Source organism: Paenibacillus sp. DMB20 (assembly GCF_000987955.1).
Taxonomy (GTDB): domain Bacteria; phylum Bacillota; class Bacilli; order Paenibacillales; family Paenibacillaceae; genus Paenibacillus_AQ.
Window position 1 is genome coordinate 1 of sequence record NZ_LAZU01000033.1, and the last position, 22,666, is coordinate 22,666.

Here is a 22,666-nt window from a genome sequence, read left to right on the forward strand (position 1 = left end):
CTTATGACCAATAATGTCCAGGTCGAAGCCTGCACGAATAAAGATTTCTGAAGGTGTCTGCCCCTGCTTGTAGGCTTTCAGCGCCTCCAGCTTGAATGTAGGTGTGTATGTAATGGCCGCCTCGGTCACATGATGTACGTTTGGATTATGATCCAGCTTCCTCATTTGCTCCTCGGTAAAGAGCACCCGTTTCAACTTTCCCATTTTCGTATCACTCCTCGTCACATACCTTGATTAAAACACAAATGACCCACAAGAAGTCACTTTTTTCAAAGTGTCCATCTTATGGGTCACAGTTCAACAAAAGAGTGTCAGACTGTTTTTGTTTAATTAATGATCAATAAATTTCGGTCGCATCTGGCGACAACCCTTGTACGTGGCGCAGATAGGCCGCGACTCGCCGGTCGTCCTCGATCGGATACTCGAAGTTTAACGCTCGGGCTACCTCCAGCGCCGTCGTCCGGAACAGGTTTCCGGCCGCATGCAGGGCCCTCCACACCTCGTCATAGCTTCCCGAGGCATAAGTGGACAAAAGTGCCTTCCAACGATCCTCCGCAAGATACTTCTCCAGATATTTGCCGCACTTGCCGATGCTGACGCTAAAATCGGTCTGAATCCCAACCTGCCATTCCAGCATCTTCAACAGCATGGGTCTTGCAACCTTATTCAAATGCTCTTGCGCATAAAGGATTTCCTTTCTCCACAAACCTTTCGCAACATACGTGGAGACCCACCAAAACTCGTTACAGCAATCCGCATAAAAAGCGGCTGAAGGCCTTTTTACCCAATAGCCTTCGTCGGTTGGCGGGGGAACATCGAAAAGCACGTTGTCTTTGTCAAGAAGCACCGTCATCGGCTTATTTTCCTCACGATAATCGTCCTTTTCATCCAGCGGAATCAAGGTCAGGTCAATGCGGTTGCCATCCGTAAACAACATCAGATAGGAAAACCATCCACCAAGTTCCGGCGGGAACATGGACATCGCCTCGGGAGTCTGCAGAATGATCCGCTCGCCAAAAACATCGATCCATCCGGGTTCATTAATGTAAGACTCCATATCCGTTACATGAAAGGCGATATCATAATCCTGAAACATGTCCTTCGGAACATTGGGGTTCGTTCTTGAGCCTTCTAATGTTACCGCGCGAATCCTCTCGTCCCGTTCGGCCACTTCCAATATGACATTCAGCATTTCTTTTTCGCTTCTCATCTCGTATTCGCACGCCTCCGTATTCATATTCAATGTTGAAGTCCAAAACTCAGTCCGGAGGCGCACGAATCCGTCGTGTGCCGCAATTGCCCGCCGGAAGAAAAGGTTATAATTTATCAAGTTCTTTTTTCATCATATTCTCTCCTATCTATAGGATCTACGTCTCCCTAAAGATTAACAGATTCTTCAATCTAAGAACAATCCCCTCTAAGCAGAATGCTCAAGGGTATTTAAGCCCATTCCTTTTTTGGGCTGCCGCTTGTTCTCAGGCAGGTGACAAACAACGATTGACAATAAAGGGTACGTGAAGTTTAATAGTAGGTATATTAATAACTACTAAAATTGAAGGGATTTGCATTCCATGGAGGTCATCTATAAAGAGCTTCAGAAATTGGGCTTCTCGCAATATGAATGCAAGGCTTACGTCGGGTTGCTCAAAAATTCTCCGGTAACCGGATACGAAATAAGCAAGCGGTCGGGCGTTCCCCGTTCGATGATCTACGAAGTTCTCGGCAAATTATTGGATAAGGGTGCTGTTTACACGGTCCCTTCGGAGCCCATGAAATATTCGCCGGTACCGGCAAAAGACTTAATTGAACGTTTGCGTAAAACGTTCGAAGCCTCTTTTGAGTTATTGGAAAACGAATTATCCGCTCTCGAAAGCGAGCGCGAGACGGATGTCATCTGGCGGATTCGAAGCAACGAACATGTCATGGAAGAAATGCTCGCCTTGATTCATCAAACCAAGCATGAATTATGGTTGTCCGTTTGGGAACCGCAGGCCCTCCTAATCAAGGAAGCGGTTGATCGGTTGACTGAAACAGGGACGCAGGTATTCTCGATCCTGTTCGGGGCACCCGAAACACGTCTTGGGTTAACCTACCACCACAACTATATGCCGCCTGACGTCGTGAAAAAGCGGATGGGGGGCCATTTGACGGTTGCGGCACGGGACGGCGAAGAAGTGATGATCGCCAATTTCTCGGATCACTCCCCCGCTTGGGCGGTTAAGACGAGAGATCCCGCTCTCGTGCTCGTTGCCACCGAATATATCAGACATGACATCATGATTGAGGAGGTTACGCAGGAGTTTGGCCCGAACAAGCTGGATGCCCTGTGGCGAACCAAACCCGATTTGATTCAAGTGGTGACTGGGAAACGGTTCACGTCTGAATGAACCGTTTTTCTTCCCGCTTTTTTATAGTAGTTATGTCTATAACCTCTAAAACGGGTTGAACGAAATGATTCGAACATTAGATTGGAGGATTGCAATTGGAGCTTAAACAGAATGCGGCCATATTAAATAAGGAGAACAGCTTTCTGAGAGGAGTCAAGGACTGCCTGCCTACCATTCTCGGGTACTTGAGCATCGGCTTTGCTGCCGGAGTCGTCGAGAGAACGGCCGGCTTCAGCCTGATGGAAATCGCCTTGATGTCCCTGCTGCTCTATGCCGGTTCCGCCCAATTTATCGCCGCGGGAATGTGGGTTGCCGGTGCACCCGTGACGTCCATTATTATCATGATCTTTATTGTCAATCTGAGGTATCTTTTATTAAGCGCGGCCCTCTCGCCTTATTTCAGACATTTGTCAACATGGAAAAATACGATTACGGGCTTTTTGCTGACAGACGAAACCTTCGGCGTCGCAGCCAATGAGCTTTCAAGTAAAAAAACGCGCTGACTTCCGCTGGATGCTTGGATTAAACGTAACGGCCTATCTCAACTGGGCGATTGCAAATCTGCTCGGCGGATACTTGGGACAGTGGGTCACGCAGCCCGAGGCTTTCGGTCTTGATTTCGCCCTGCCCGCCATGTTTATCGGACTGCTGATATTACAGCTTCTCGGCCGTTCGAATATGGGCGTTGATCTTTGGGTTGTCATCGGTGCCGTTATTCTCACGGCGGCGGCCAGCCCTTTCCTTTCTTCGGGTCTGGATGTGATTGCCGCTACCATTATGGCTGCGGCGTTAGGGATGGTGATGGAAAAGTGGAAGTAAGATGGGAAGTACTGTTAATCATCATAGGAGGAACCATCGTTACCTTTTTGCCCCGGGTAGTTCCCCTGGTTGTTCTGAGCAAAATCAATCTGCCAGAATGGGCGATGCGTTGGCTCCACTATATTCCGGTTGCCATTCTGGCGTCATTGCTCGCTCAAGAGCTTCTTCCCTTGGGGGAACAAGCTTCATGGCAGCCTTCAAGGCTGATGGCGGCAGCAGTATCCGTTACCGTCGCATGGCTCACCAAAAGCCTTGTGTTTACCGTCGCTGCCGGGATTATGGTCATCTTTTTTATTAAAACTTTTCATTTAAGTTTAGTGTGAAATTATTCACCTTGTAACATTCAGTTCATATTCCCTTCTTATTTGCGTGTTATACTCTCGGTAATCCATACAACGAAAGGAATTATGATCATGAAAAAACTATATTATACTTCTTTTTTCTATGCGATCCTGGGGCTCATGGCCGGCATTTTTTTACCGCGAAATCACCAAGCATAACGACTTTACGGGAAATACGGTTTTGGTAGGAGTCCACACCCACATCCTCGTCCTTGGATTTATGTTCTTTATTATAGCCCTGATCCTCGGCAAGCTGTTTCATGTGCATGAGGCTAAATCCTTTGGGGCCTGGTACATTGTGTATAATCTCGGCTTGCTCACGACTATCGCTGCCATGGCTGTCCGCGGCATGCTTCAGGTCAACGGAGATGACATCAGTTTCCTGCCTCACATTGCCGGACTGGGCCATGCCATTCTGGGCGCCGGCATCATTTGGCTGCTGATTCTTCTCGGCAAACGAATCCAATAAAGACGATGGGCCGGCGGAAAAATTCCGTCGGCCCATTTTGTTTCCTCAGCTTTCCTTCGTTATCTCTTTTGCTGCCCTGCCTTGTCCTAATCTTGACGGGGTGAGGAAGTTGACGCCCAGCACGCCCGCCACAATCATGACCGCTCCGATGATGTAGTAATATCCAAGCTCTTCCTGCAAAAACAGGACACCGGCCAGCATCGAAATCAATGTAGCCAGATTGCCGAAAACGCTCATTTGGGAAGCTTCGATCCGTGATAACGCAAAGTTGGACAACAACGACGTTACAAACGAAGACAGGACTCCCAGATATAAAGTAGACAACACAAAGGACGGAACCGTTAACGGCTGAACGTACTCGTTCAGACTGCCGTTCCAGGCATGGTTGACGAGCGAAATCGCGTTAAAGAAGAGGAACCCGATCAACAGCATCACAAATGTCAGTTCCAACGGCTTGAACTGCTTGGTCATCGTTCGAGCCATCACACTGTATATAGCCATGGATATCGTGGATAGTACCAGCAGCGCAAGCCCTTTAAAATTGGCAAGGTCCACGGAAGTGCCTTTCATGACAAAAATATAAATCACGCCCGTAACCGAAAGCAAAACGGCGTATTTCTGCCAAACCGTGGTCTGTTCCTTCAGAAAGATCCCGGCGAGCAGAACCGTAAAAATCGGCGATAACGCCATAATGATACCGCCTTCGGAAGAAGTACTGTACATCAGCCCGAAAACCTGAAACCCGAAAAACAGCGCCGGATAGAATATCGCAACAGGTAATATCCTTACAACGTCCCTGAAACGAATATGAATCTTCAACCAGCCGAACAGTACGGGAATCAAAACGGCCGCAAACGATATCGTAAACCGGTGGGCCAACGCATCCAAGGGATCTGCCGAATCGAGAGCGATTTTTACGAATAAAAAGGACAGTCCGATAATCAGGGCATTGGCTATGGCAGCAGCATAGGCAGATGCTTTTGAATTTCCTGGCACGATGAATCACTCCTTAATCGGCTGAAGGGACCTGCTGGCTTTACAGCCGCAGGACCCTGTTTCTTATGAGGCACTCTCACATTTTACCTTGTTTTACCCAAAAGACAAAACGCAGACTCCCCTCCCTTTTGGCCGTTCCTAACGGCCTTCACGATGGAGAAGCATCTGCGTTTTTTCCCCGACACGATTTGTGCTGATAGAATTCATCTTACGATAATGCCATTAAGTTTATTGATCTTATCCTTCATAACTTAGCGCGATGATAAATGCCAAGGACAAAAATGCGCAAAGCGGCATATACAATAGAGTATCCATCCTCGAAAAGGCCGTATCTCTCTTTTTCTTGAATAAACCGAAATGATTGAACTCACCGACGACCCGAAGGGCAAAGACACAAGCACACACCCATGCCCCGATTCGGACCAAAAGATAGGGGCGGGTCAGTTCGATAATTCGGGCTTGAAGGAGAAGCACAATTCCTGCCGCAATCACTAGTATGGCAACTAGCAAAGTCATGCCGACCCCAGGGGATAAAACTTTCCTGCCATCTTGCTCGGGAAGAACATACCCCATTCCCCATATCCCGCCAAAGGCCCAGTATATATGGAGCAAGCCGACAGCAAACAAAATACACGCGGCCAACACAGGAATTGCCGTTACCATCCCGTAGATCCCCCTATCGGCAGCCGAGTTTGGGCCTCCCCAAACATTTTACTGTACCAAATATCTTTCCTTGATGATCTTCTGATGATGGAGCTCATGTCCGGCGATGATGTAAGCGAACGCGCTGGCGGAAGTCACATTGTCATTGGCAAATCCTTTTCTGCTCCAAGCCTCTTCCGGCAAGCCCCTGATCAACGCTAAACTGGATTGTCTTACGGCCAAATATTCATCTAGCAGATCCTCCATGCTCCGCTGGTCAAACCCGGCGTGACCCACAAAAAAAGTTCTCGTCAAATCCCGCAAGAGGCGTTTGATCTCCCCTGGCGATCCACAGCAGGCGGTAACTCATGATCCGTTCGGTATCGATCATATGGCCGAGCACTTCTTTTAAACTCCATTTGCCTTCGGCATACCGATACCCTGCCTGTTGATCGGATACGTTGGAGAGCATTTCTTCGGTGGTTTTCATCTGCTCTTTGAGAAGGTCTTCCATGTTTCCTTCCGGCACTAAACCTACATAGGTTTGATAATACTCGGGATAATCACTCTGAGATGGACGTTTTAACAACATGCTTCTCCTCCTTTGGCTCTTGACCGGTTATGTAAAAAAATCATTTTTTTACTAAACTAGCATATTACGCATTCAAAAGTCTACTGCTATCCCCAAGCATGAATGGTTTTGGCAAATGCAGCGCGAGCTGCGCCAACCCGGCTATTCCGGTTTACCTAACAGTCCATAAAACACGAGCGTCACGAGATCCTTTACCATCCGCTGGTTTTTATCCTTGTCTGCCGTCACCTCGATTTTGGCGCTCGCCTCTTTCAAAATATTGAAATAAAACACAAAGGCCTCATTCGAAATGTCCTTGTTGATGCTCCCTTCCCTTTTGCCCTCATCGATAAACTGCAGTAAAGCATTTAAATATTTTTGATACACCTCCTCCACGATTCTTCTCATTTCAGGGCTGCTCGACATCAGCTCCTTCAAAAAATCCGGGTTCGCCATTCCCGAAAATTCGGTGCTTTCAAAAATCATCTTCTCTATTTTTTCCTGAAAAGGCAGTTCGCTTTGGATCCATTGGATCCGTTCCTGCCACATTTCTTCAAGCATGTCGGATATGACTCTTTTGGACAGTTCTTCTTTGGCTCCGAAATAATTGTAGATCGTTACCGGAGAAACATTGGCCTTGCCTGCAATTTCGGCCATGCTGACCTTCTCGATTCCGTATGTCATAAACAGCTCCATGGCAGCCCTCTTGATTTTTTCCTTCTTCATTTCGGTACGACGTTTGTACCCATCCATCATTCATCACCTCATCTTACAGCATACCCAATGTTTTGTAATGAAACAATACATTTTATTCAAATTTTTATGATGGTAAAGGTCTTCAACCGCACACCGTGATTCCTTTACGGTTTAAAATGCTGCACGATCGTCCCTTTTCCAGACACGACTTCAACCGCCGCAAGCGCCCCATTAATCAACGTGACTTGCGGAGGCACATGGCCGCAGTCGATATCATAAATGACAGGAACCTGAAGCTCGTCGTATAAATCCTTGTAAACATCCAAAACCGTATAATTCCCGATAGGTTCATTAGCCGAACTGCGGCCGAACATGATGCCGGAACTGTGATCAAACCACCCTGCAAGCTTCATTTGAACCAGGGAGCGGCGAAGATCCGTCGTATGCAGCTCGCAGTTTTCAAAATACCACAAAATCGGCTCCCCGGGGATGTGCTTATTCCTAAAACCCTCCACGTCGCCGTACGGGGTGCCGACCAAATGACGGATCACGTCCAGACATCCCCCTAACAGCCTACCCTCCATCTTCTCGTTCCGGCCCGAGACCGTTTTCCAATTCGTCTCTTCCGTCAGATGAAAAATACAAGGCGTCGGATTATCGTGTTTCCATTCGTTCTGGTACCTGGGTGATGAGTGCTGGGTCACCGATTCACCGGCTTTCGTAGACAATACCCGCTCCCACATAGCTGTCGTCTCGTCCGAATAGGCTCCTCTCAGATCAATCAGGTTGGTTCCGTGGGCCGTGGCTATTCCTGTTTTCAAGGTGACGGCCAGAAGCAGAACGCTGATATCCGAGTAGCCGAGGATCCATTTTTCCTTTAACTGGCCATATTCAACGCGGTCCAAAATTTCAATCAGCAATTCCCCGCCCCACGGAGGAATGATCGCATCCATCTCTTTGGTTTGCATCATGCCGTTGAACTCCAGGGCGCGCTTTTTCGCTGATGCCGACTTGGCCTTATCCTGAGTCCATACCGTCTCTCCCAAGACGACATCGAAGCCTCTTCCCCTCATTCGTTCTGCCGACTGGCTCAACAAATCATGAAGTTCAAGTTCCAACCCGGAAGAAGGAGCGGTTACTCCGATGACAGCTCCCTCTGTAAATCTCGGATATCTAATCATGTTCCCCCTGCTTTCCTTGTTTATTTCAACTATTTTACACCGATCTACAAATTGTTCCAATCGTTATTATCCAGCGGTTTTTAACTCTCAACCTTCATGACCCCATATACCGTTTCCCATAAAAAAAATTCCAGTTTTTTCGTGTGCGAAACAAAGTGAAATGTTAAAATAAAGTTGTTTCATGAATTTTACTTAACGGATCAGCCCGATTTTTGAAAAGTTCAATATTGAATGGGGGTCATGTTTTTTAAGTTCCCTTGGTACCTGTAGCGGATGAAATTATCCAGATGAAAATAGAAAAGTTTGGAGAGGAGTGTTACCATGGTTCGATTGAACCGAAATTCCATCTCGTGGCCGCTAGCCTTTCTATTGCTGATTGCAGCAAGCGATATTGCCATGATGCTAACCGCCCAGTCACCTCCGTCACTCGTGTCCATGGGGGTAGCTCTTGATTTCATGCTCGTGCTGCCCCTGCTTGTGTTCTGGATGCGCATGCGCCGCCAAAGCAATAAGAAGCCGGCTGCTATCGCTCAGGCTCTAGCCACCGCTTTGGCCGGTTACTTCACCGCTCAATGGTTCGTTCCTATTCACGGATCCGGGTTCCGGCCGGCAATCGACATGGCTGCCCTGTGTGCCGGAATCGGGCTCTCTGCCTATGTTTTTTACTTCTTGACACGCCTTCGCGCTTCCTACCGTTTTTTAAGGAAAGATGGAGCATCTCCCGTAGACGCCATTGCGAACGCTTTTGCCGGTACGGCGTCTTCTGAAAAGCTGGGCCGCCTGTTCGCCCATGAAGCCTCTATCGGCTACCATGCACTGCTCAGTTGGCGGAAAAAGCCGTATACGAAAGAACATGCGACAGCCTTCAGCACTACGGAACAGTCCAACATGCTGGTTATCGTCATCGCTGCCGCTCATTTGCTTGTCCTAGAAGGAATCGGGCTGCATTTTCTCATTCATCAATGGTCCGCCGTCGCGGCATGGATCTTGTCCCTCTCCAATGCATATATCATCTTTGTACTGATCGCCGACTTCCGACTGACGAAACTGAATCCGGTATTGGTGTCGGAACACCTGGTCCGAATCCGTTTTGCTCATGACATTTGGACCGATCTGAGGCGAGAGCAAATCTCTGGAATCCGGCTATTGACCGAGCCATTGCCTGCTCGTGAGCTACGCACGACAGCCGCGCCTTTGTTTTGCACGCCGAACATCGTCCTGGAAATGGCCACACCCGTCCAGGTTACGAGCCGCTTTGGAAATAAACGCAGCGTGAAGCATGTTAACCTATGTATCGATCGGCCGCAGGAATTCATCGCGGCGCTGAAAGTGGATCCGGACCTAAGTTTACATGAATAATATTATGTAAACTAATTTGGCGGAAGTTTTTCTTGCGAGATAAGGATGGCAAACCTCTGAAGTTATACTTTTTTATCTCTAAAAAAGACACTAGCCGCTTCTTCGGCTAGTGTCTTGCTTTTCTCACATTGAACATTAATAGATATGATACTGCTGTTTCAACTTTGCAAAAGCGCTGCTTTCTTCCCGGAACCTTCGGAGCATATCCTCTACGTTCAATGACTCTTCGCGGAAAATGTTGTCTCCGCCCAAGAGATCGATAAACGGCCGGGCGTTGTCCTTTACAGGCGGCAGAAACGAGAACTCTCCATAGTTTCGTTTGATCGTGAACAGAAGCCGGACGCCGGTTTCAACCGGCTTAAACGCCCGATAGTCCGTGACATGCAGCTGAACCCCGCGGCAAAGCTCCCCTTGAAACTTGGAAAAGCTCGGTTTAAAGTATACCGGGCGGAACCGAACTCCCGGCAGCTTCAAGCCGTTCATCTCGTCAGCCAGCTTCTCGGCCTCGATAAACGGAGCTCCGATCATTTCAAACGGAGCAGTCGTCCCTCTTCCCTCCGACAGATTGCTTCCTTCGAACAGGCAGGTGCCGGGGTATACGAGCGAAGATTCGAATCTGGGAAGACCGAGCGATGGCATGACCCATAACCCGCCGGTTTCAGGGAACAACATGTTCCTCTCCCATCCCCCGCAGGGCACGACATGGAGAGTCGCCTTCCAGTTCATCTGCTCATTGGCCATCTGCGCCACTTCGCCGGCCGTCAGGCCGTATCTTATGGCAAGCGGGTAATTCCCGACAAACGATTGGTACCCTGCTTTCAGCACGTTCCCTTCCACCGTTACGCCATCCAGCGGGTTAATCCGGTCCAGCACGACCATTTCCTTGCCGGCCTTGGCGCAGTCCTCCAGCGCATAAAGCATCGTATAAATAAAGGTATAATAACGTGTTCCCACATCCTGAATATCGTAAACGACAAGATCCACCTCATCCAGCATTTCGGGCGTAAGACGCTTGGAATCCTTGCGGTACAAGCTGTGTACCGGCACGCCCGTTATGGGATCGTTATACGTATCCACGAACGCTCCTGCCGCTTGGTCTCCGCGAACCCCATGCTCGGGCGAAAACAGCGCGGTCAAATGAAACCTTTCGTGCAAAATCTGTATGGTGGACGTAAAGTCCCGGCTTAACCCGGTCGGCGACGTGATCAGCCCGATTCTTTGGCCTTCGAATAAACGGGCATAATCCTCTATGCGATCAATACCGTTTCGGATCATATCGGCTACAGCTCGCTTCTCAGAACACGCTTGCTCTCTTCGGGAATCATGAACGTTTCCGCGTATTCTTTTCTCGCTTCGATCCCGCGCACCCGTGCCAAATGCTTATAATACTCCAGGTAAGGGAACGACTTGCTGCCGGTTACGAACCAATGTTGGGACACCGCTTTCACCCACAGATCAAAAGCTTCCCGGGAGAAATCCACGTATACGTACGGCTTGTAATCCACAGCGTCTTCCCAGTTCTCCGCGTAATACAAACGAGATGCAAAAAAAGCAGGCAACTCGCGCTCAAAAGAAGGAAGTCCGGCAAAAAAACGGGCGTCGTTCACGATCCGGTGCGTGGTCATATGGTCTTTATGCATGCTGTTCTTCCAGTGGGTAATAATGACGCTCGGACGCACCCTGCGGATGACGTCGCACACTTTCCAGCGGTTTTCCTCATCGTCTTTCAGCTCTCCGTCCGGCGTATCGAAGACGATCGCCTCTCCGCCCAGCATTTCCGCGAAAGCATGGGCCTCACGCACCTTCTGCTCCCGGTAATCGGCCATATCCCGGCCGGCCGGAACTCCGCGCTCCCCGGCGGTCAAAGCCAGCGTGACGATCCGGTCGCCTTTCAAAGAATGGTGAGCAAGCACGCCGCCAGCCGTAAGCTCCGCATCCCCGACATGTCCGCCAATCGCAAGCACCGTTATTTTTTCATCGCTCATCGTTAAAACTCCCTTCGCATGACTGAAAATTGTTTGACCGTCCGAAAGCCCGCTTTCTCGTATATCCGGATGGCCGGATTGCCGCTCCCGGTATACAATGACATATATTCGGTGCCGATGTTTTTGAAAGCCTCGCAAAGCTTGAAGAACAAAATGCTTCCGAGCCCGTGTCCCTCATGCTCCGGATGAACGCCGATGCCTGCGAAATAACCGCGCCCGTTGTCCTGCCGGATGACCGGTCCCGCGAACCCCGCCGCCTTCCCGTTATGAGCCGCGATAACGACAGGCACCCCGCCCGCCGTGCATTCGCTGATTTCCTTCTGCCAAAGCGGATTATCGAAACCCGACAGCATATCGGACACCCCGTGATGACGGTCCGGATGGAACAGCTCCACGGCATAACCTTCCTCGGCCGCTTTATTTTCTTTGACCGCCATTTCATCCGGATATACGAATTCGGACAGATTCAAATACATCGCACATTCTCTGGCGCGCTCTATGTAGCCTTGCGAGAGCAAGAAAGCATACAGTTTTCCGTCAACCGGAACGCCGGGTGCGTTGTTGTGCTCATGCTTGGGCGTGTCCGGGATATACCACGGCAGCATCATGGGATTGAAGAACAGCACATCCGCCTGCTTTTTGCCCAAAGCTTTGAAGCGGTTCTCCAGCGCTTCGAGCAGCAATTGATAGTTGCCCTCTTCCTGATAATCCACCGCCAAAATAAGGCATGTCATGTATCCGGCCGTTTGACCGAGCGGCAGATCATCCCCCGTACATCCGCACGCAAAACCTTGAACCCGACCGTCATCCAACAGTACAAACGCATTATCCTTATCAAAGTACCGGTTATTCAAAAAAAATTTCCCGAAAGCTCTGCTCCGTCAGTTCCTTATACCCGTCCTTCACCGCTTCATGATTCCAGAGTGCGATAACCTCTCCGGCATAACGGTTGTCCCAGGACTTCAGCATATCCTTCAACCCTTTCGACTGTCGGCAGCCGCCTTGACTTATTTTCAATCTATATCAGATGAGCACAAAGCCCGCCGCTATTCGCGGACAAGCAGGGATACGTCCGTCACCCCTTTACTGCATCAGCATACGAAGAAGTTCGGCATTCGTCTCCCCCGGGCATATGGCTCCTCACCATATTCATCGTTTGTCGTTGCAATATGATGACGTTCTCTTTTGCGCTTTATCCTTTAACCGCACCTACGGTAACGCCTTCAAGGAAATATTTCTGCAAGCTGAAGAAAAGAATGAACATCGGCAGGGCGGAAATGGTGGCACCCGCCATCATTGGCGCAAAGTATGTCGTGTTGGCAAAACGGAAGTTTTTCAAACCTACCTGAATCGTCTGCATATCCATCGTGTTGGTCACGAGGAAAGGCCAGAAGAACGTGTTCCAGCTGTCCATAAACGTAAGGATCGCCATAACGGCCAGCACCGTTTTGGATAAGGGCAATATGATTTTGAAGTAGATTTGGAACTGGTTGCACCCTTCAATCTTGGCGCATTCCAAAATTTCCGAGGGGATGCTGCCCATGAATTGTTTGGCCAGGAATATGTTATACACCGTAACCAGCCCGGGTACGATCATCGCAGAATACGTGTTTTGAATTTCAAAGACATTGACGATCAGGATATACAGCGGAACCTGGGTTACCTGATACGGAATCATCATCGAAACAAGCAATACGGAAAACAGCACTGCTCTGCCTTTAAACCGGATTTTCGAGAAGGCATAACCGGCGAGACTGGCAAAAAACACGTTGGAAACCATAACCGTGGTAGCCACGATCAGCGAGTTGAACAACCAGCGGACGGAATGCTCGCTGTAATTGAAGAAGAATTTGTACGACTCGAACGATATCTTGGACGGGAACAGGGAATAACTCATTGCGCCCGCTTCCACCGGATCCCCGAAGGAAGAAATGATCATAAAGTAAATCGGAAACAGCGTAGCCAAAGCAAATAATACAAGAACAACCATGATCGCCGTGTTACGGGTCTGCTTTAAGACCGGTTTTCCTGTGTGACTGTTATACAGCGCCATATCGGTGCCCTCCTCTCCTTAATATTCCACTTCTTTGCCCAGGAATTTGAATTGAATGAATGAAATGGTGGCAATGATGAAGGCCAAGACCAGGGATTGAGCTGCCGCTTCGCCGAATTCAAAATATTTGAAGGCGTTATTGAAGATCAGCAGGCCTACCATGGTGGTTGCGTTATCCGGACCGCCGCCCGTCATCAGGTATGCGTTCTGGAACACCTGGAAGGATCCGATGACGCCGGTAACGAGAAGGAACAGCGTCGTTGGTTTCAGGCACGGGATCACGATATACCACAGTTTTTTCAGGAATGTCGCTCCATCCAATTCCGCAGCCTCGTAATAGCTTTCATCGATTCCAAGCAAAGCAGCCAAATAGATGATAATGCTCGTGCCGTGACTGGATAGCCAAGCCATCAGGACGAGGGAGAACATGGCGGTGGAACTTGATCCCAGCCAGTTGCTGTTTTCGATGCCGAACACGCCAAGCAGGCGGTTGAAAATACCGGTTGGCATCGGATCGAAGATCCACAGCCATACCACCGAAAGCGCCACGCCGGATGCAACCGCGGGCAAGTAATAGATGGCCTTGAACGCGGTCTGCAGCTTTTTGCGCAAGGGAAGGATCAGAATGGCAACGGCAAAAGACAGGAACAAAGATACCGGAACCGTTAGCACCGTATATACAACCGTGTTCGTAACCGATTTCCAGAATAGGCTGTCGCTGAATGTATTAATATAGTTTTCGAATCCGACATACTCTGAACCAAGCGGTTTGTATTTTTGAAAACTGATTATAAACGCGCTGACAACGGGGTACGCGGTAAAGAGCGCAAATACGACCAGGGCGACGGCAATAAAAGCATAACCGTACGCGCCGTCTCCTTTGATTCGATGTCTTTTCGTTCGTTTGGCGATTTGAGTCATCATGCAAAGCTCCTTTCACTGCTCGGTTCAAAAGCATATACCGGATAGCCGCGAAGGCGCTGCCAGGCGGCTATCCGATGGTTTACATTTAGTTTTTCACTATGCCGTCTTCCCCGAATTCTTGAATCGCCGCCGTTTTCACGGCATCGTACATTTGTTCAGGCGTAATCTCTCCGGCAATCAGAGCCTGCAGTTTAGGAATGATGACTTCATCCTCCAATTTGATGGACTTCGCGCCCAAATCGGTCGGGATATCCGGGCGTGCAGGCGTGGCTTGCGTCAGCAACGTTTCAACGGCAGCCACGTTATCCGGGTTTCTATCGATCTTCATGTCTTTTGCAGCTTCTCTGCCGCTCTTCGTGATATGGGCCGCGAACAGATCGTTGTTCGTGGTCGCCGCCACTTTGCCGCTGGCCAGGAAGTATGCCGCTTTCACCACATTGGCTTTGTGTTCAGGCGTCGGTTCTTTCTTGCCGCGGAATGTGACGTAACCGTCAACCGCTACGCTCGCCTGCTGCTTTTCGCCCACGAACGTCGGAACAGGGAGCACGATGTAATCTACAGGGATACTGCCTTGTACAGCGCTTCCATCATTGGCTTTCAGCTTCTCGTTGTTTTTGATGGCGGAGTTTTCAAATGTGGCAAGACCTTTACCCGTAATCATCGTTTGACCGGTAAGGAACATGTTCCAGCGTTTGCCCGCGTCCACGGAGCTCAGCTCTTTCGGCATGGAGCCGTCGTCGATCATTTGGCGGATCGCCTTCAGCACTTCCAGGAAGTTTTTGTGCGTGTATGCATACTTCAGGTCTTTGTCAAACGCGGCAGGCATGCCTGCGTTTTTGATCAAAATGTTCAGGTAGTCTTTTGAGGCAACGCCGGCGGTGGCGAATACGAAGCCGTAGCGGGACGTTTTGTCGCCTTCTTTCACGACGCCTTTCTTGATCGCTTCACGGAACTCTTCGTAAGTCCAGCCGTCCTTTTGCACCTTCTTGTAATCGATGCCGGCTTCCTCCAGGTACTGCTTGTTCCCGCCAATGGCGTGAACTTCCATGTATCCCGGGAATCCGTAAAGCTTGTCGCCCTGCTTCATGTATTCCAGCGGAGCCGGGTCGAAGTCCTCAACCATTTCTTTCGTTGCCACATCGTTAATATCCATCAGCATTCCCTGCTCGACGTATTTCGCAATGCCGCCGGAGCCGATGAAAGCGATGTCCGGAGGGCTGCCCGCGTTAACCTGGGTGTCCAGCTTTTGGGTCATGTCCTCCCAGCTCGCAGGCTCGATTTTCAGCGTCAGGTTCGGATACAGCGCGTTAAAATCTTTTTCCATTTGGGCAAAATTGTCCTGGAATCCGGAAGATACCGGAGGCAGCAGGGCCGTGATCGTGTCTTTGGCGTCAGCCGTTGACGGGTTATTCGTTGCCCCTGGACTTTCAGTTCCTTTGTCTCCGCCGCCGCAAGCGGTTACAGAAGTCAAAGCAAAAGTTAAAGCAAAAACGGATGCCAATGTACGCATTTTTCTTTTCATTTCTTACAGACCTCCCCTGAAATATATATCGAATCGATTACACCACTTGAGAGTAGCTGCGAATGGCCGCTTTCAGGCTGCCCTCGCATTGCTCCAATGCTTTCGCTGCTTCCCCTGCGTCCAGTCCGGTTTTGATCATCATGATGGCCAATTTACAGTTCATGGAAGCGCTTTCCAAATACGGAATAGCCGTCTCGTCATCAACGCCTGTGGCTGCTTTTATGATTCGTACGGAACGATCGTACAGCTTGATGTTGCTTGCCTTCAAGTCTACCATCAGGTTGTTGTAGGTCTTGCCGAGTTTTACCATCGTGCAGGTCGTCAGCATGTTCAGCACGAGTTTCTGTGCCGTCCCCGCCTTTAAGCGGGTGGAACCCATGATCACCTCCGGCCCTACGACAGGCGCAATGCATATGTCGCATACCGGCGCAAGACGCGATTCCTTGTTATTCACGACCCCGATCGTCGCCGCCCCAATCTCTCTTGCCCTTCGCAAAGCGGCAATCACGAATTTGGCGCTCCCGCTGGCCGTAATTCCTACAACCGCATCCTTATCGGTGACGCCGATTTCTTCGATAAGCGCGATCCCCTCCTCCTCGTTATCTTCGGAACCTTCTACCGCAAGTCTCAGCGCGATGTCCCCTCCGGCAATGTAACCCTGCACAAGCAAGGGATCCGTACCGAAGGTCGGCGGACATTCCGATGCGTCCAGCACACCGATTCTGCCTGAAGAGCCGGCGCCTATGTAAAACATCCTGCCTCCGTTCCGGAGCGTAGCGTGCAAGGTGTCTACGGCTTTAACGATGTTCGGGATCTCAGCCGCAACCGCAGCCGGCACCTTCGCATCCTGCTCATTCATCAGAAGCAGCATCTGTTCCGTCGAGCATTCATCGATCATCTGTGTCTTATCGTTGATTCCCTCCGTTGTCAGACCCGCAAGATATTCATCCATAACCATCCCCCTCTCCGTTATATTTAATTTCTAATTGCATCTTAACGATAAATTTCAGTTTGGTCAATATATTTTGAAATAAAATTTCGCTATAAAATTATTTAATGGTTTTTTATTTTGTAAACTCGACAAAAAAAAGACATCGGCTCAAGCGATAATCTTGCCGGTGTCTTTTGGGTTTATTTGCGGTGTTTGCTCGATATGATGTTGTGGGTTTTCGTTAAATATTTCTTTACATTGCGGTATTCCGCGCTCGCGACGCCGGCAAAAAGGATATCGACGACCGTCAGCATGGCGATTCTCGACCCCATCGCTCCGCTGCGGATCGTCAATTCCGGCGTGGAGATGCTGAGCACGATATTCGCCTTTTCCGCCAATTCGCTCTTGTTGTATTTCGTGATCGCAATGATGTTGGCACCGTTCTTCTTCGCGATGTCGAGAGCATCCAAGATTTCAACCGTATTCCCCGAATTGGATATGAAAATGGCTACGTCGTTCTTTTCAAGGAGTGTTGCCGCTGTAAGCTGGCTGTGCCCGTCGGTATAGGTGTGGCACATTTTATTGATTCGCGTGAATTTCTGCTCCGCATCAATACCGACAAGGCCGGAAGCGCCGATGCCGAAAAACACGATCCGCTTGCATTCCCGAAGCACTTTCACCGCACGCGCAATCGCCTCCTTATTGATCACGCTGAGCGTGTCTTCGATGGATTTGATATTGTTTCTGGAAATGTTGGAGATGATCGTTGTCAGGTCGTCGCCGGGCTGGATATCCGTGTATTGATGCTTTTGCTCCTCGTCCATCGAGCCCAGCGAGGCCGAAATGCTGACGATAAAGCTGCGGTAGCCGCTGTACCCCATCGTTTTGCAAAACCGGAGCACCGAAGCATCGCTGGTCTTCGTCAGCTGGGCGAGGCTTTTGATCGACAGATGCGGAATTTCTTCAAGGTTGTCCAGAATATATTCCGCGAGCGTCCTCTCTACGGGTGTCAGGCTGTCCTTCATGTCCCGGATCTTGATTAAAATATTATCGTTGATTGACATATCCTTTTCCTACTCATCCTCTGGTCTATAAAATAGTATTGCACCGTATTCATATCTGATTGATCTTAAACCTGCTTGCATTTTGATAAAAATCAATATCATCATAAGCTCAATCGGTTCAAAATACAAGCCGAATCTGCCAGCTTGCCTTATAGCCCCCTCTCAATCACTCGAAATTTTATTTCATTATCAATCTATCATTTTGGAATATTAATTCTATTTTATATTGCGGGAATTCGAAATGCAATGCTATAATAACAGCGAATCGAGACGATTGATTTCCGCTTTTTCGCGGAATGAAAGGACGGGATAACGGATGGGCAAAAAATTGAAAATCGCAATTGTTGGAGCAGGCAGCACCTATACGCCGGAACTGATCGAAGGGATTATTAAACGCAAAAGCGTTCTGCCTCTGGATGAGCTTGTCCTGATGGATATCGATACGCGAAAACTGGACATTGTCGGGAGCCTGTGCGAACGCATGATCCAGGCCGAAGACATGACCTGCCGCGTTATCAAAACGCAGGATCTGGATGAGGCATTGAAGGATGCAAGTTTCGTGCTCGGTCAAATCCGGGTAGGCAAGCTGCCCGCACGCGTGCTGGATGAAACCATTCCGCTCAAGTACGGCATGATCGGACAGGAAACCTGCGGGATCGGCGGCTTTTTTTAAAGCGATGCGGACCATTCCGGTCATGCTGCATATCGCGGAGCGAATGAAAGAGCTATGTCCCGACGCCTGGCTTATCAACTTCTCCAACCCGGCCGGAATCATCACCGAAGCGCTGCTGAATCATTCCGATGTGAAAATGCTCGGACTGTGCAATGTTCCGTTCAACATGTTCAAGAGCATTCGCGAAACGCTTCAGTTGAAGGATCCGAACTTCACTTATGTCGGCTTGAACCATCTCAGCTGGATTACCGCCATTGAACAGGACGGCAAAGATTATTTGAAGACGGCTCTCGAAATGGGACTGAACAGCGAAGCGATGAAGAACATTCCTTCAAGCGGCTTCAGCAAGGAATTGGTCCAGATGGTCGGCGCCATCCCGTCATCTTATTTGGAATATTACTATTTCAAGAACAAGAAGCTGAAGCTTCTCCAGGAAAGCGAACTGACGCGCGGAGAGAAATGCATGCAAATCGAAGAAGAACTGCTTGGCATTTACTCCGATTCGGAGCTGCACAGCAAGCCCGAGCTCCTGTCTTCCCGCGGCGGAGCGAATTACTCGGAAGTTGCGATCAGCCTTGTCGATGCCATTTATAACGATAAGCAAGAGGTTCACGTGGTTAACCTCTTGAACAACGGCGCTCTGGAATTTATGAAGGACAGCGACGCGGTTGAAGTGTGTGCCGTCATCGGCAAAGACGGCGCGAAGCCGATAAAAGCTCCCGGTTTCGATAATGAACATATCATCGATTATATGAGAATGGTTAAAGCTTACGAGCGCGAAACGGTAGCCGCGGCCGTGCGCGGCGATGAGGATGCCGCCATGCGCGCGCTCCTGATGAACCCGCTGGTGGGCGACTACGATGCCGCCTACAACTGCTTCCATGAGCTGAAGGAAGCCCACCGGGAATATCTGCCGCAATTTTTCGTGAAAGAAAAGATATGATGACGGAAAAGCGGTATGTGATCGGCGTAGACGGCGGCAACAGCAAGACGGACTACTTCCTGTTTGATATGGACGGGACATTCGTGGACCATATCCACGCCGGAACGTGCAGTCATGAGCGTTTTCCGGACGCCTATGAGAGCTCGTACCGGATCATGAACGAGAACATTACGGAGCTGCTGGCACGAAATCGGTTGACACTGGACCAGGTATCCGCCGCAGCCTTTGGCTTGGCGGGGGCGGACGTCCCTTCGCAAAAGGAAAACCTGTGCCGGGTTATCGAGCGGATCGGCTTTACCCGTTATGCCGTGGACAACGACTCCTTTCTGGGCGTGAAGGCCGGCTGCGGTAAAGGCTATGGCATCTGCTCGATCAACGGATCCGGCACGGTTACCGGCGGTATATCCCCAACCGGTAAACGCTTGCAGGTTGGCGGCGTAGGCAGCGAACTGGCCGGCGATGAGGCAGGCGGGTACTTTTTGGCCAGAAAGGTGCTTCGGGCGGTGTATGATTATTTCTACCGCCTCGGACCGGAGACCCGGATGACGGAACCGGTCATGGAGCTTCTGCAAATTCCCGGCAAGCCCTATTTCATGGAGTACGCCGTGGAAGGCGTAGTCAACCGGACGCTGCCCAATACCGAGCTGATTCAAATTCTGTTCGCCGCTGCGGATCAGGGGGATGAAGCCGCGCTTCGGATTTTGGACCACAGCGCACAGCAGCTGGCCTGCTCTACCGTAGGGTGCATGCATAACCTGGATTTCGGTCCGGAGGTGGACATCGTGATGGCCGGCTCGGTGTGGGTAAAGGTCGCCAGTCCGGTCCTGCGGGATCTTTACAAGGCATACGTCGAATCCTTTGCACGTCACCGGTGCAATTTCATTCTGCTCGAGGTGCCGCCCGCCACGGGCGCCATCCTGTGGGCGCTGGAGCTTCATCGCGGCCATCCGGCGGACTCCGCAACCAGGGCCATGATCATCGATTCGGTTGAAAAGATTCAAAAAGGGCTATCCCCTGCTTGATTTCTTCAAAATCATTCCAGAATTATCCTGGCAAGACAATGAAAAAAAAGAGACGGCCATCATGAAAGAGCATTTCATGACGGCCGTCTCTTCATTATATGTAATAAGTCAAACGGCTTGTTCCTGATACTGAACATCCCTGATTCTCTGAACCGCAGCAGCGGATCTAGAATTTTCCAGACCCGGATAGTCGGAAAGCTTCCCTTCATATACCACTTCAAGCTCCGGATGAAGCAGGAAGCAATGCGGAGTGACTAAACCGGACGGCCGGTTCCAGAGCCAAATCCCCGCTTTTTTCAACGTTTCAACAACAAACTGCGAACAGAAAAACGCATTTTTCGGCTCGTAATTCATATTCACCATGACCCCGAACAATCCCATCAGATTGTAGCGGTAGTCCTCCTTGTTTCTTTCGTATTGAGCAATCGCTTTTTTTTAGCGCCGTACGTTGTTTGTCCGTAACCTCCAAACGCAGAACCACGCATCGGGTAGAAGGAAAATGGCTGTATAGGCCTGAGTGAATATCTTCTCTGACGAACCCGCCCCTCCACGGATTCGCATGATGCTTTCGGCCAAAGCTGTAAGTTTCGCGCAATCCCTCGTCTAAGGCGAGCGAAGCGTGATTATAAGGTGCGGAAGTAAATAACTTGATGAGCCTTGTAAAAAGCGTCCCCGTATCCGTTAATAATACATAAACATAATGCTGATGAGTCATTTCCTATTCCTCCAAGCCACTTGAATCTCATAGCATTATTGTAGTCGCGGGACGATCAATTCAAAACCGACCGGAGAAGAGGATAAAGCCTGGACCAAAGTCTTGGTCTATTCTGGACGAAGCACCTGAACTGAACCGAGCCGAGTCATAAAATCAAGCAATCGGGGTACCATCGGGCACTTGATGATCCGGCCTAAGCAGCACGACGTCGCCTTTCTCCGGCGTCCCGCCCAGAACAAGCACCTCCGACTTAAACCCCGCAATTCTCCTTGGCGGAAAATTGACAACGGCAACAATTTGGCGGCCTTCCAGCTCCTCCGGTTTATACCGCCGGGTAATTTGTGCCGAGGAATCCTTCACGCCCAGGTCGCCGAAATCGATTCTCAGCTTAATGGATGGATTTCGGGCTTCGGGAAAAGGTTCTGCTTTTAAAATCGTTCCAATCCGGATATCCAGCTTCAAAAAGTCTTCGATCGTTGCCATGACTAATGATCTCTCCTTTATGTGAGCATGCCGATGGTTATCTTACCAATTAATATTACTTCTCATTTTCGCCCATCAACCAGTCCTGCTTCTTCAGCGTATAGTGATGGTGCAGTTCGTCATCTATCTCTATCACGTTCTCCATTGTGAACCCGCATTTCAGGATAACTTTATTGGATGGAATGTTTTGAATTAACGCGACGGCATTTAAAACCTGCTCCTCCGTATTCTCAAACAGATAATTCGATGATCAGATCAGGATCTTTCCGTTTTAGCAACGTTAAATTAGTCAAAATGCGTTCTCCTTTGCTGAATGAAGCCATAAGTTCTCATATTTTCTCTTGTTGTTGCCGAATGCTAATGATTTGCCGATTCCCAATCACGCCGAGCCCGCTCCATCATGTTCGAAATAAACGGGGCCTTTACCTCTGTATACCGTACCCGATCATCGCTGTATAACGTTTGCAGTTCCTTTTTCAACGCGGCATACTCCCGGCGGGCTTCGGGATGCTTGATCAAATAATCGCGAAACCTGATATTTTGAAGCCAGTGCTCTCCCCCATGTTCATAGATATGCAAATGATGGGTACCGGCTCTCCATAATCCTTTGCGAAAAAACATCCTTTCCGGGAACTCCGGTTTATGTACATATTCATAACCTGCAGCTTCCAAACGCTTAATGTAGTCGGGGGTCACGAGGCATAATTCTTGAACCCCGGCCATCATATCGATGACCGGCTTGGCCGCCAGCCCCGGCACGGATGTGCTTCCAATATGCTCCATATGTTCGCAGATCCCCTGAAGGGCAGTTAAAATAGCGTCTCTCTCCGCCTCATAACTTTTGGGCCAATCCGGACTGTATTCATGGATTTCTACTTTACCTCTCATGC

The 22,666-nt window shown here is 49.6% G+C and carries 24 protein-coding genes and 3 pseudogenes; 8 read left to right on the forward strand and 19 right to left on the reverse strand.

From position 1 onward, the window contains the following. Together XI25_RS17715 and XI25_RS17720 are read right to left on the reverse strand one after the other, a co-directional pair. Positions 1-204: HTH domain-containing protein (locus XI25_RS17715; RefSeq protein WP_327204806.1), on the reverse strand; the 204-nt coding region annotated here is incomplete at its 3' end. 133 nt (positions 205-337) lie between these two features. Continuing rightward, positions 338-1,210, reverse strand: a complete 873-nt coding sequence (locus XI25_RS17720; RefSeq protein WP_046679566.1) for an aminoglycoside 6-adenylyltransferase — start codon at positions 1,208-1,210, stop codon at positions 338-340. A gap of 361 nt (positions 1,211-1,571) precedes the next feature. On the opposite strand from XI25_RS17720, the gene XI25_RS17725 reads away from it, so the two are divergent. The 4 genes and pseudogenes from XI25_RS17725 (at position 1,572) to XI25_RS17740 (ending at position 4,016) form a co-directional block, all read left to right on the forward strand. Next, complete coding sequence (locus tag XI25_RS17725) at positions 1,572-2,387, forward strand: TrmB family transcriptional regulator (protein ID WP_046679567.1); 816 nt, start codon at positions 1,572-1,574, stop codon at positions 2,385-2,387. Between the two features lie 95 nt (positions 2,388-2,482). After that, positions 2,483-3,206 (forward strand): annotated as a pseudogene (locus XI25_RS17730) (AzlC family ABC transporter permease). After that, on the forward strand, positions 3,197-3,529 hold the full coding sequence (locus XI25_RS17735) for an AzlD domain-containing protein (protein WP_046679568.1): 333 nt from the start codon (positions 3,197-3,199) through the stop codon (positions 3,527-3,529). Before XI25_RS17730 ends, XI25_RS17735 begins: the two are co-directional and overlap by 10 nt. A 90-nt stretch (positions 3,530-3,619) precedes the next feature. Next, positions 3,620-4,016 (forward strand): annotated as a pseudogene (locus XI25_RS17740) (DUF2871 domain-containing protein). A 45-nt stretch (positions 4,017-4,061) separates the two neighbouring features. On the opposite strand, the gene XI25_RS17745 reads toward XI25_RS17740, so the two are convergent. The 5 genes and pseudogenes from XI25_RS17745 to XI25_RS17770 form a co-directional block, all read right to left on the reverse strand. Continuing rightward, a complete protein-coding gene (locus XI25_RS17745; protein WP_152669162.1) occupies positions 4,062-5,012 on the reverse strand; it encodes a DMT family transporter in 951 nt (316 codons plus the stop codon). 237 nt (positions 5,013-5,249) lie between these two features. After that, complete coding sequence (locus XI25_RS17750; RefSeq protein ID WP_046679570.1) at positions 5,250-5,675, reverse strand: DUF3995 domain-containing protein; 426 nt, start codon at positions 5,673-5,675, stop codon at positions 5,250-5,252. A gap of 48 nt (positions 5,676-5,723) precedes the next feature. Further along, positions 5,724-6,246: pseudogene (locus XI25_RS32280) on the reverse strand (DinB family protein). 141 nt (positions 6,247-6,387) lie between these two features. Further along, entirely contained in the window at positions 6,388-6,981 is a 594-nt protein-coding gene (locus XI25_RS17765) for a TetR/AcrR family transcriptional regulator (RefSeq protein ID WP_082112414.1), read from the reverse strand. 104 nt (positions 6,982-7,085) lie between these two features. Next, positions 7,086-8,102, reverse strand: coding sequence for a S66 family peptidase (locus XI25_RS17770; RefSeq protein ID WP_046679574.1), 1,017 nt, complete (start codon positions 8,100-8,102; stop codon positions 7,086-7,088). Between the two features lie 321 nt (positions 8,103-8,423). Here XI25_RS17770 and XI25_RS17780 point away from each other — a divergent pair, with 321 nt between their 5' ends. After that, positions 8,424-9,461 carry a hypothetical protein gene (locus tag XI25_RS17780; protein WP_235439955.1) on the forward strand — a complete coding sequence of 346 codons (1,038 nt, stop codon included), beginning with the start codon at positions 8,424-8,426 and terminating at the stop codon, positions 9,459-9,461. Positions 9,462-9,596: 135 nt separating this feature from the next. Here the strand turns inward: XI25_RS17780 and XI25_RS17785 are convergent, their stop codons facing one another. The 9 genes from XI25_RS17785 to XI25_RS17820 form a co-directional block, all read right to left on the reverse strand. Next, positions 9,597-10,736 (reverse strand): exo-beta-N-acetylmuramidase NamZ family protein, encoded by a 1,140-nt coding sequence (locus XI25_RS17785; RefSeq protein WP_046679577.1) that lies wholly within the window; start codon positions 10,734-10,736, stop codon positions 9,597-9,599. A 5-nt stretch (positions 10,737-10,741) separates the two neighbouring features. After that, positions 10,742-11,446 carry a PIG-L deacetylase family protein gene (locus XI25_RS17790; RefSeq protein ID WP_046679578.1) on the reverse strand — a complete coding sequence of 235 codons (705 nt, stop codon included), beginning with the start codon at positions 11,444-11,446 and terminating at the stop codon, positions 10,742-10,744. Positions 11,447-11,448: 2 nt separating this feature from the next. Continuing rightward, positions 11,449-12,300, reverse strand: a complete 852-nt coding sequence (locus XI25_RS17795) for a GNAT family N-acetyltransferase (RefSeq protein ID WP_327204807.1) — start codon at positions 12,298-12,300, stop codon at positions 11,449-11,451. Continuing rightward, on the reverse strand, positions 12,293-12,415 hold the full coding sequence (locus tag XI25_RS36365) for a hypothetical protein (RefSeq protein WP_327204808.1): 123 nt from the start codon (positions 12,413-12,415) through the stop codon (positions 12,293-12,295). The genes XI25_RS17795 and XI25_RS36365 overlap by 8 nt, the downstream gene beginning before the upstream one ends. Before the next feature lie 223 nt (positions 12,416-12,638). Continuing rightward, complete coding sequence (locus XI25_RS17800) at positions 12,639-13,499, reverse strand: carbohydrate ABC transporter permease (protein ID WP_046679579.1); 861 nt, start codon at positions 13,497-13,499, stop codon at positions 12,639-12,641. 18 nt (positions 13,500-13,517) lie between these two features. Beyond that, positions 13,518-14,420, reverse strand: a complete 903-nt coding sequence (locus tag XI25_RS17805; RefSeq protein ID WP_046679580.1) for a carbohydrate ABC transporter permease — start codon at positions 14,418-14,420, stop codon at positions 13,518-13,520. 88 nt (positions 14,421-14,508) lie between these two features. After that, a complete protein-coding gene (locus tag XI25_RS17810) occupies positions 14,509-15,945 on the reverse strand; it encodes an ABC transporter substrate-binding protein (protein ID WP_046679581.1) in 1,437 nt (478 codons plus the stop codon). Positions 15,946-15,982: 37 nt separating this feature from the next. Then, positions 15,983-16,897, reverse strand: coding sequence for an N-acetylmuramic acid 6-phosphate etherase (gene murQ, locus XI25_RS17815; protein WP_046679582.1), 915 nt, complete (start codon positions 16,895-16,897; stop codon positions 15,983-15,985). Between the two features lie 179 nt (positions 16,898-17,076). Then, positions 17,077-17,940 (reverse strand): MurR/RpiR family transcriptional regulator, encoded by an 864-nt coding sequence (locus XI25_RS17820; protein WP_046679583.1) that lies wholly within the window; start codon positions 17,938-17,940, stop codon positions 17,077-17,079. Between the two features lie 316 nt (positions 17,941-18,256). Here XI25_RS17820 and XI25_RS34910 point away from each other — a divergent pair, with 316 nt between their 5' ends. From XI25_RS34910 to XI25_RS17830, 3 genes are read left to right on the forward strand one after another with little or no spacing between them, the layout of a single operon-like run. Further along, a complete protein-coding gene (locus tag XI25_RS34910; protein ID WP_268794530.1) occupies positions 18,257-18,613 on the forward strand; it encodes a family 4 glycosyl hydrolase in 357 nt (118 codons plus the stop codon). Between the two features lie 4 nt (positions 18,614-18,617). Further along, positions 18,618-19,556 (forward strand): family 4 glycosyl hydrolase, encoded by a 939-nt coding sequence (locus XI25_RS34915; RefSeq protein ID WP_268794531.1) that lies wholly within the window; start codon positions 18,618-18,620, stop codon positions 19,554-19,556. Beyond that, positions 19,553-20,578 (forward strand): N-acetylglucosamine kinase, encoded by a 1,026-nt coding sequence (locus XI25_RS17830; RefSeq protein WP_235439956.1) that lies wholly within the window; start codon positions 19,553-19,555, stop codon positions 20,576-20,578. The genes XI25_RS34915 and XI25_RS17830 overlap by 4 nt, the downstream gene beginning before the upstream one ends. A gap of 108 nt (positions 20,579-20,686) precedes the next feature. Here the strand turns inward: XI25_RS17830 and XI25_RS34920 are convergent, their stop codons facing one another. The 3 genes from XI25_RS34920 to XI25_RS17845 form a co-directional block, all read right to left on the reverse strand. Beyond that, on the reverse strand, positions 20,687-20,941 hold the full coding sequence (locus XI25_RS34920; protein ID WP_235439957.1) for a hypothetical protein: 255 nt from the start codon (positions 20,939-20,941) through the stop codon (positions 20,687-20,689). 505 nt (positions 20,942-21,446) lie between these two features. After that, a complete protein-coding gene (gene csaA / locus XI25_RS17840; RefSeq protein ID WP_046679585.1) occupies positions 21,447-21,776 on the reverse strand; it encodes a chaperone CsaA in 330 nt (109 codons plus the stop codon). A gap of 357 nt (positions 21,777-22,133) precedes the next feature. Continuing rightward, entirely contained in the window at positions 22,134-22,664 is a 531-nt protein-coding gene (locus XI25_RS17845) for a GrpB family protein (RefSeq protein WP_046679586.1), read from the reverse strand. Between the last annotated feature and the right edge of the window lie 2 nt (positions 22,665-22,666).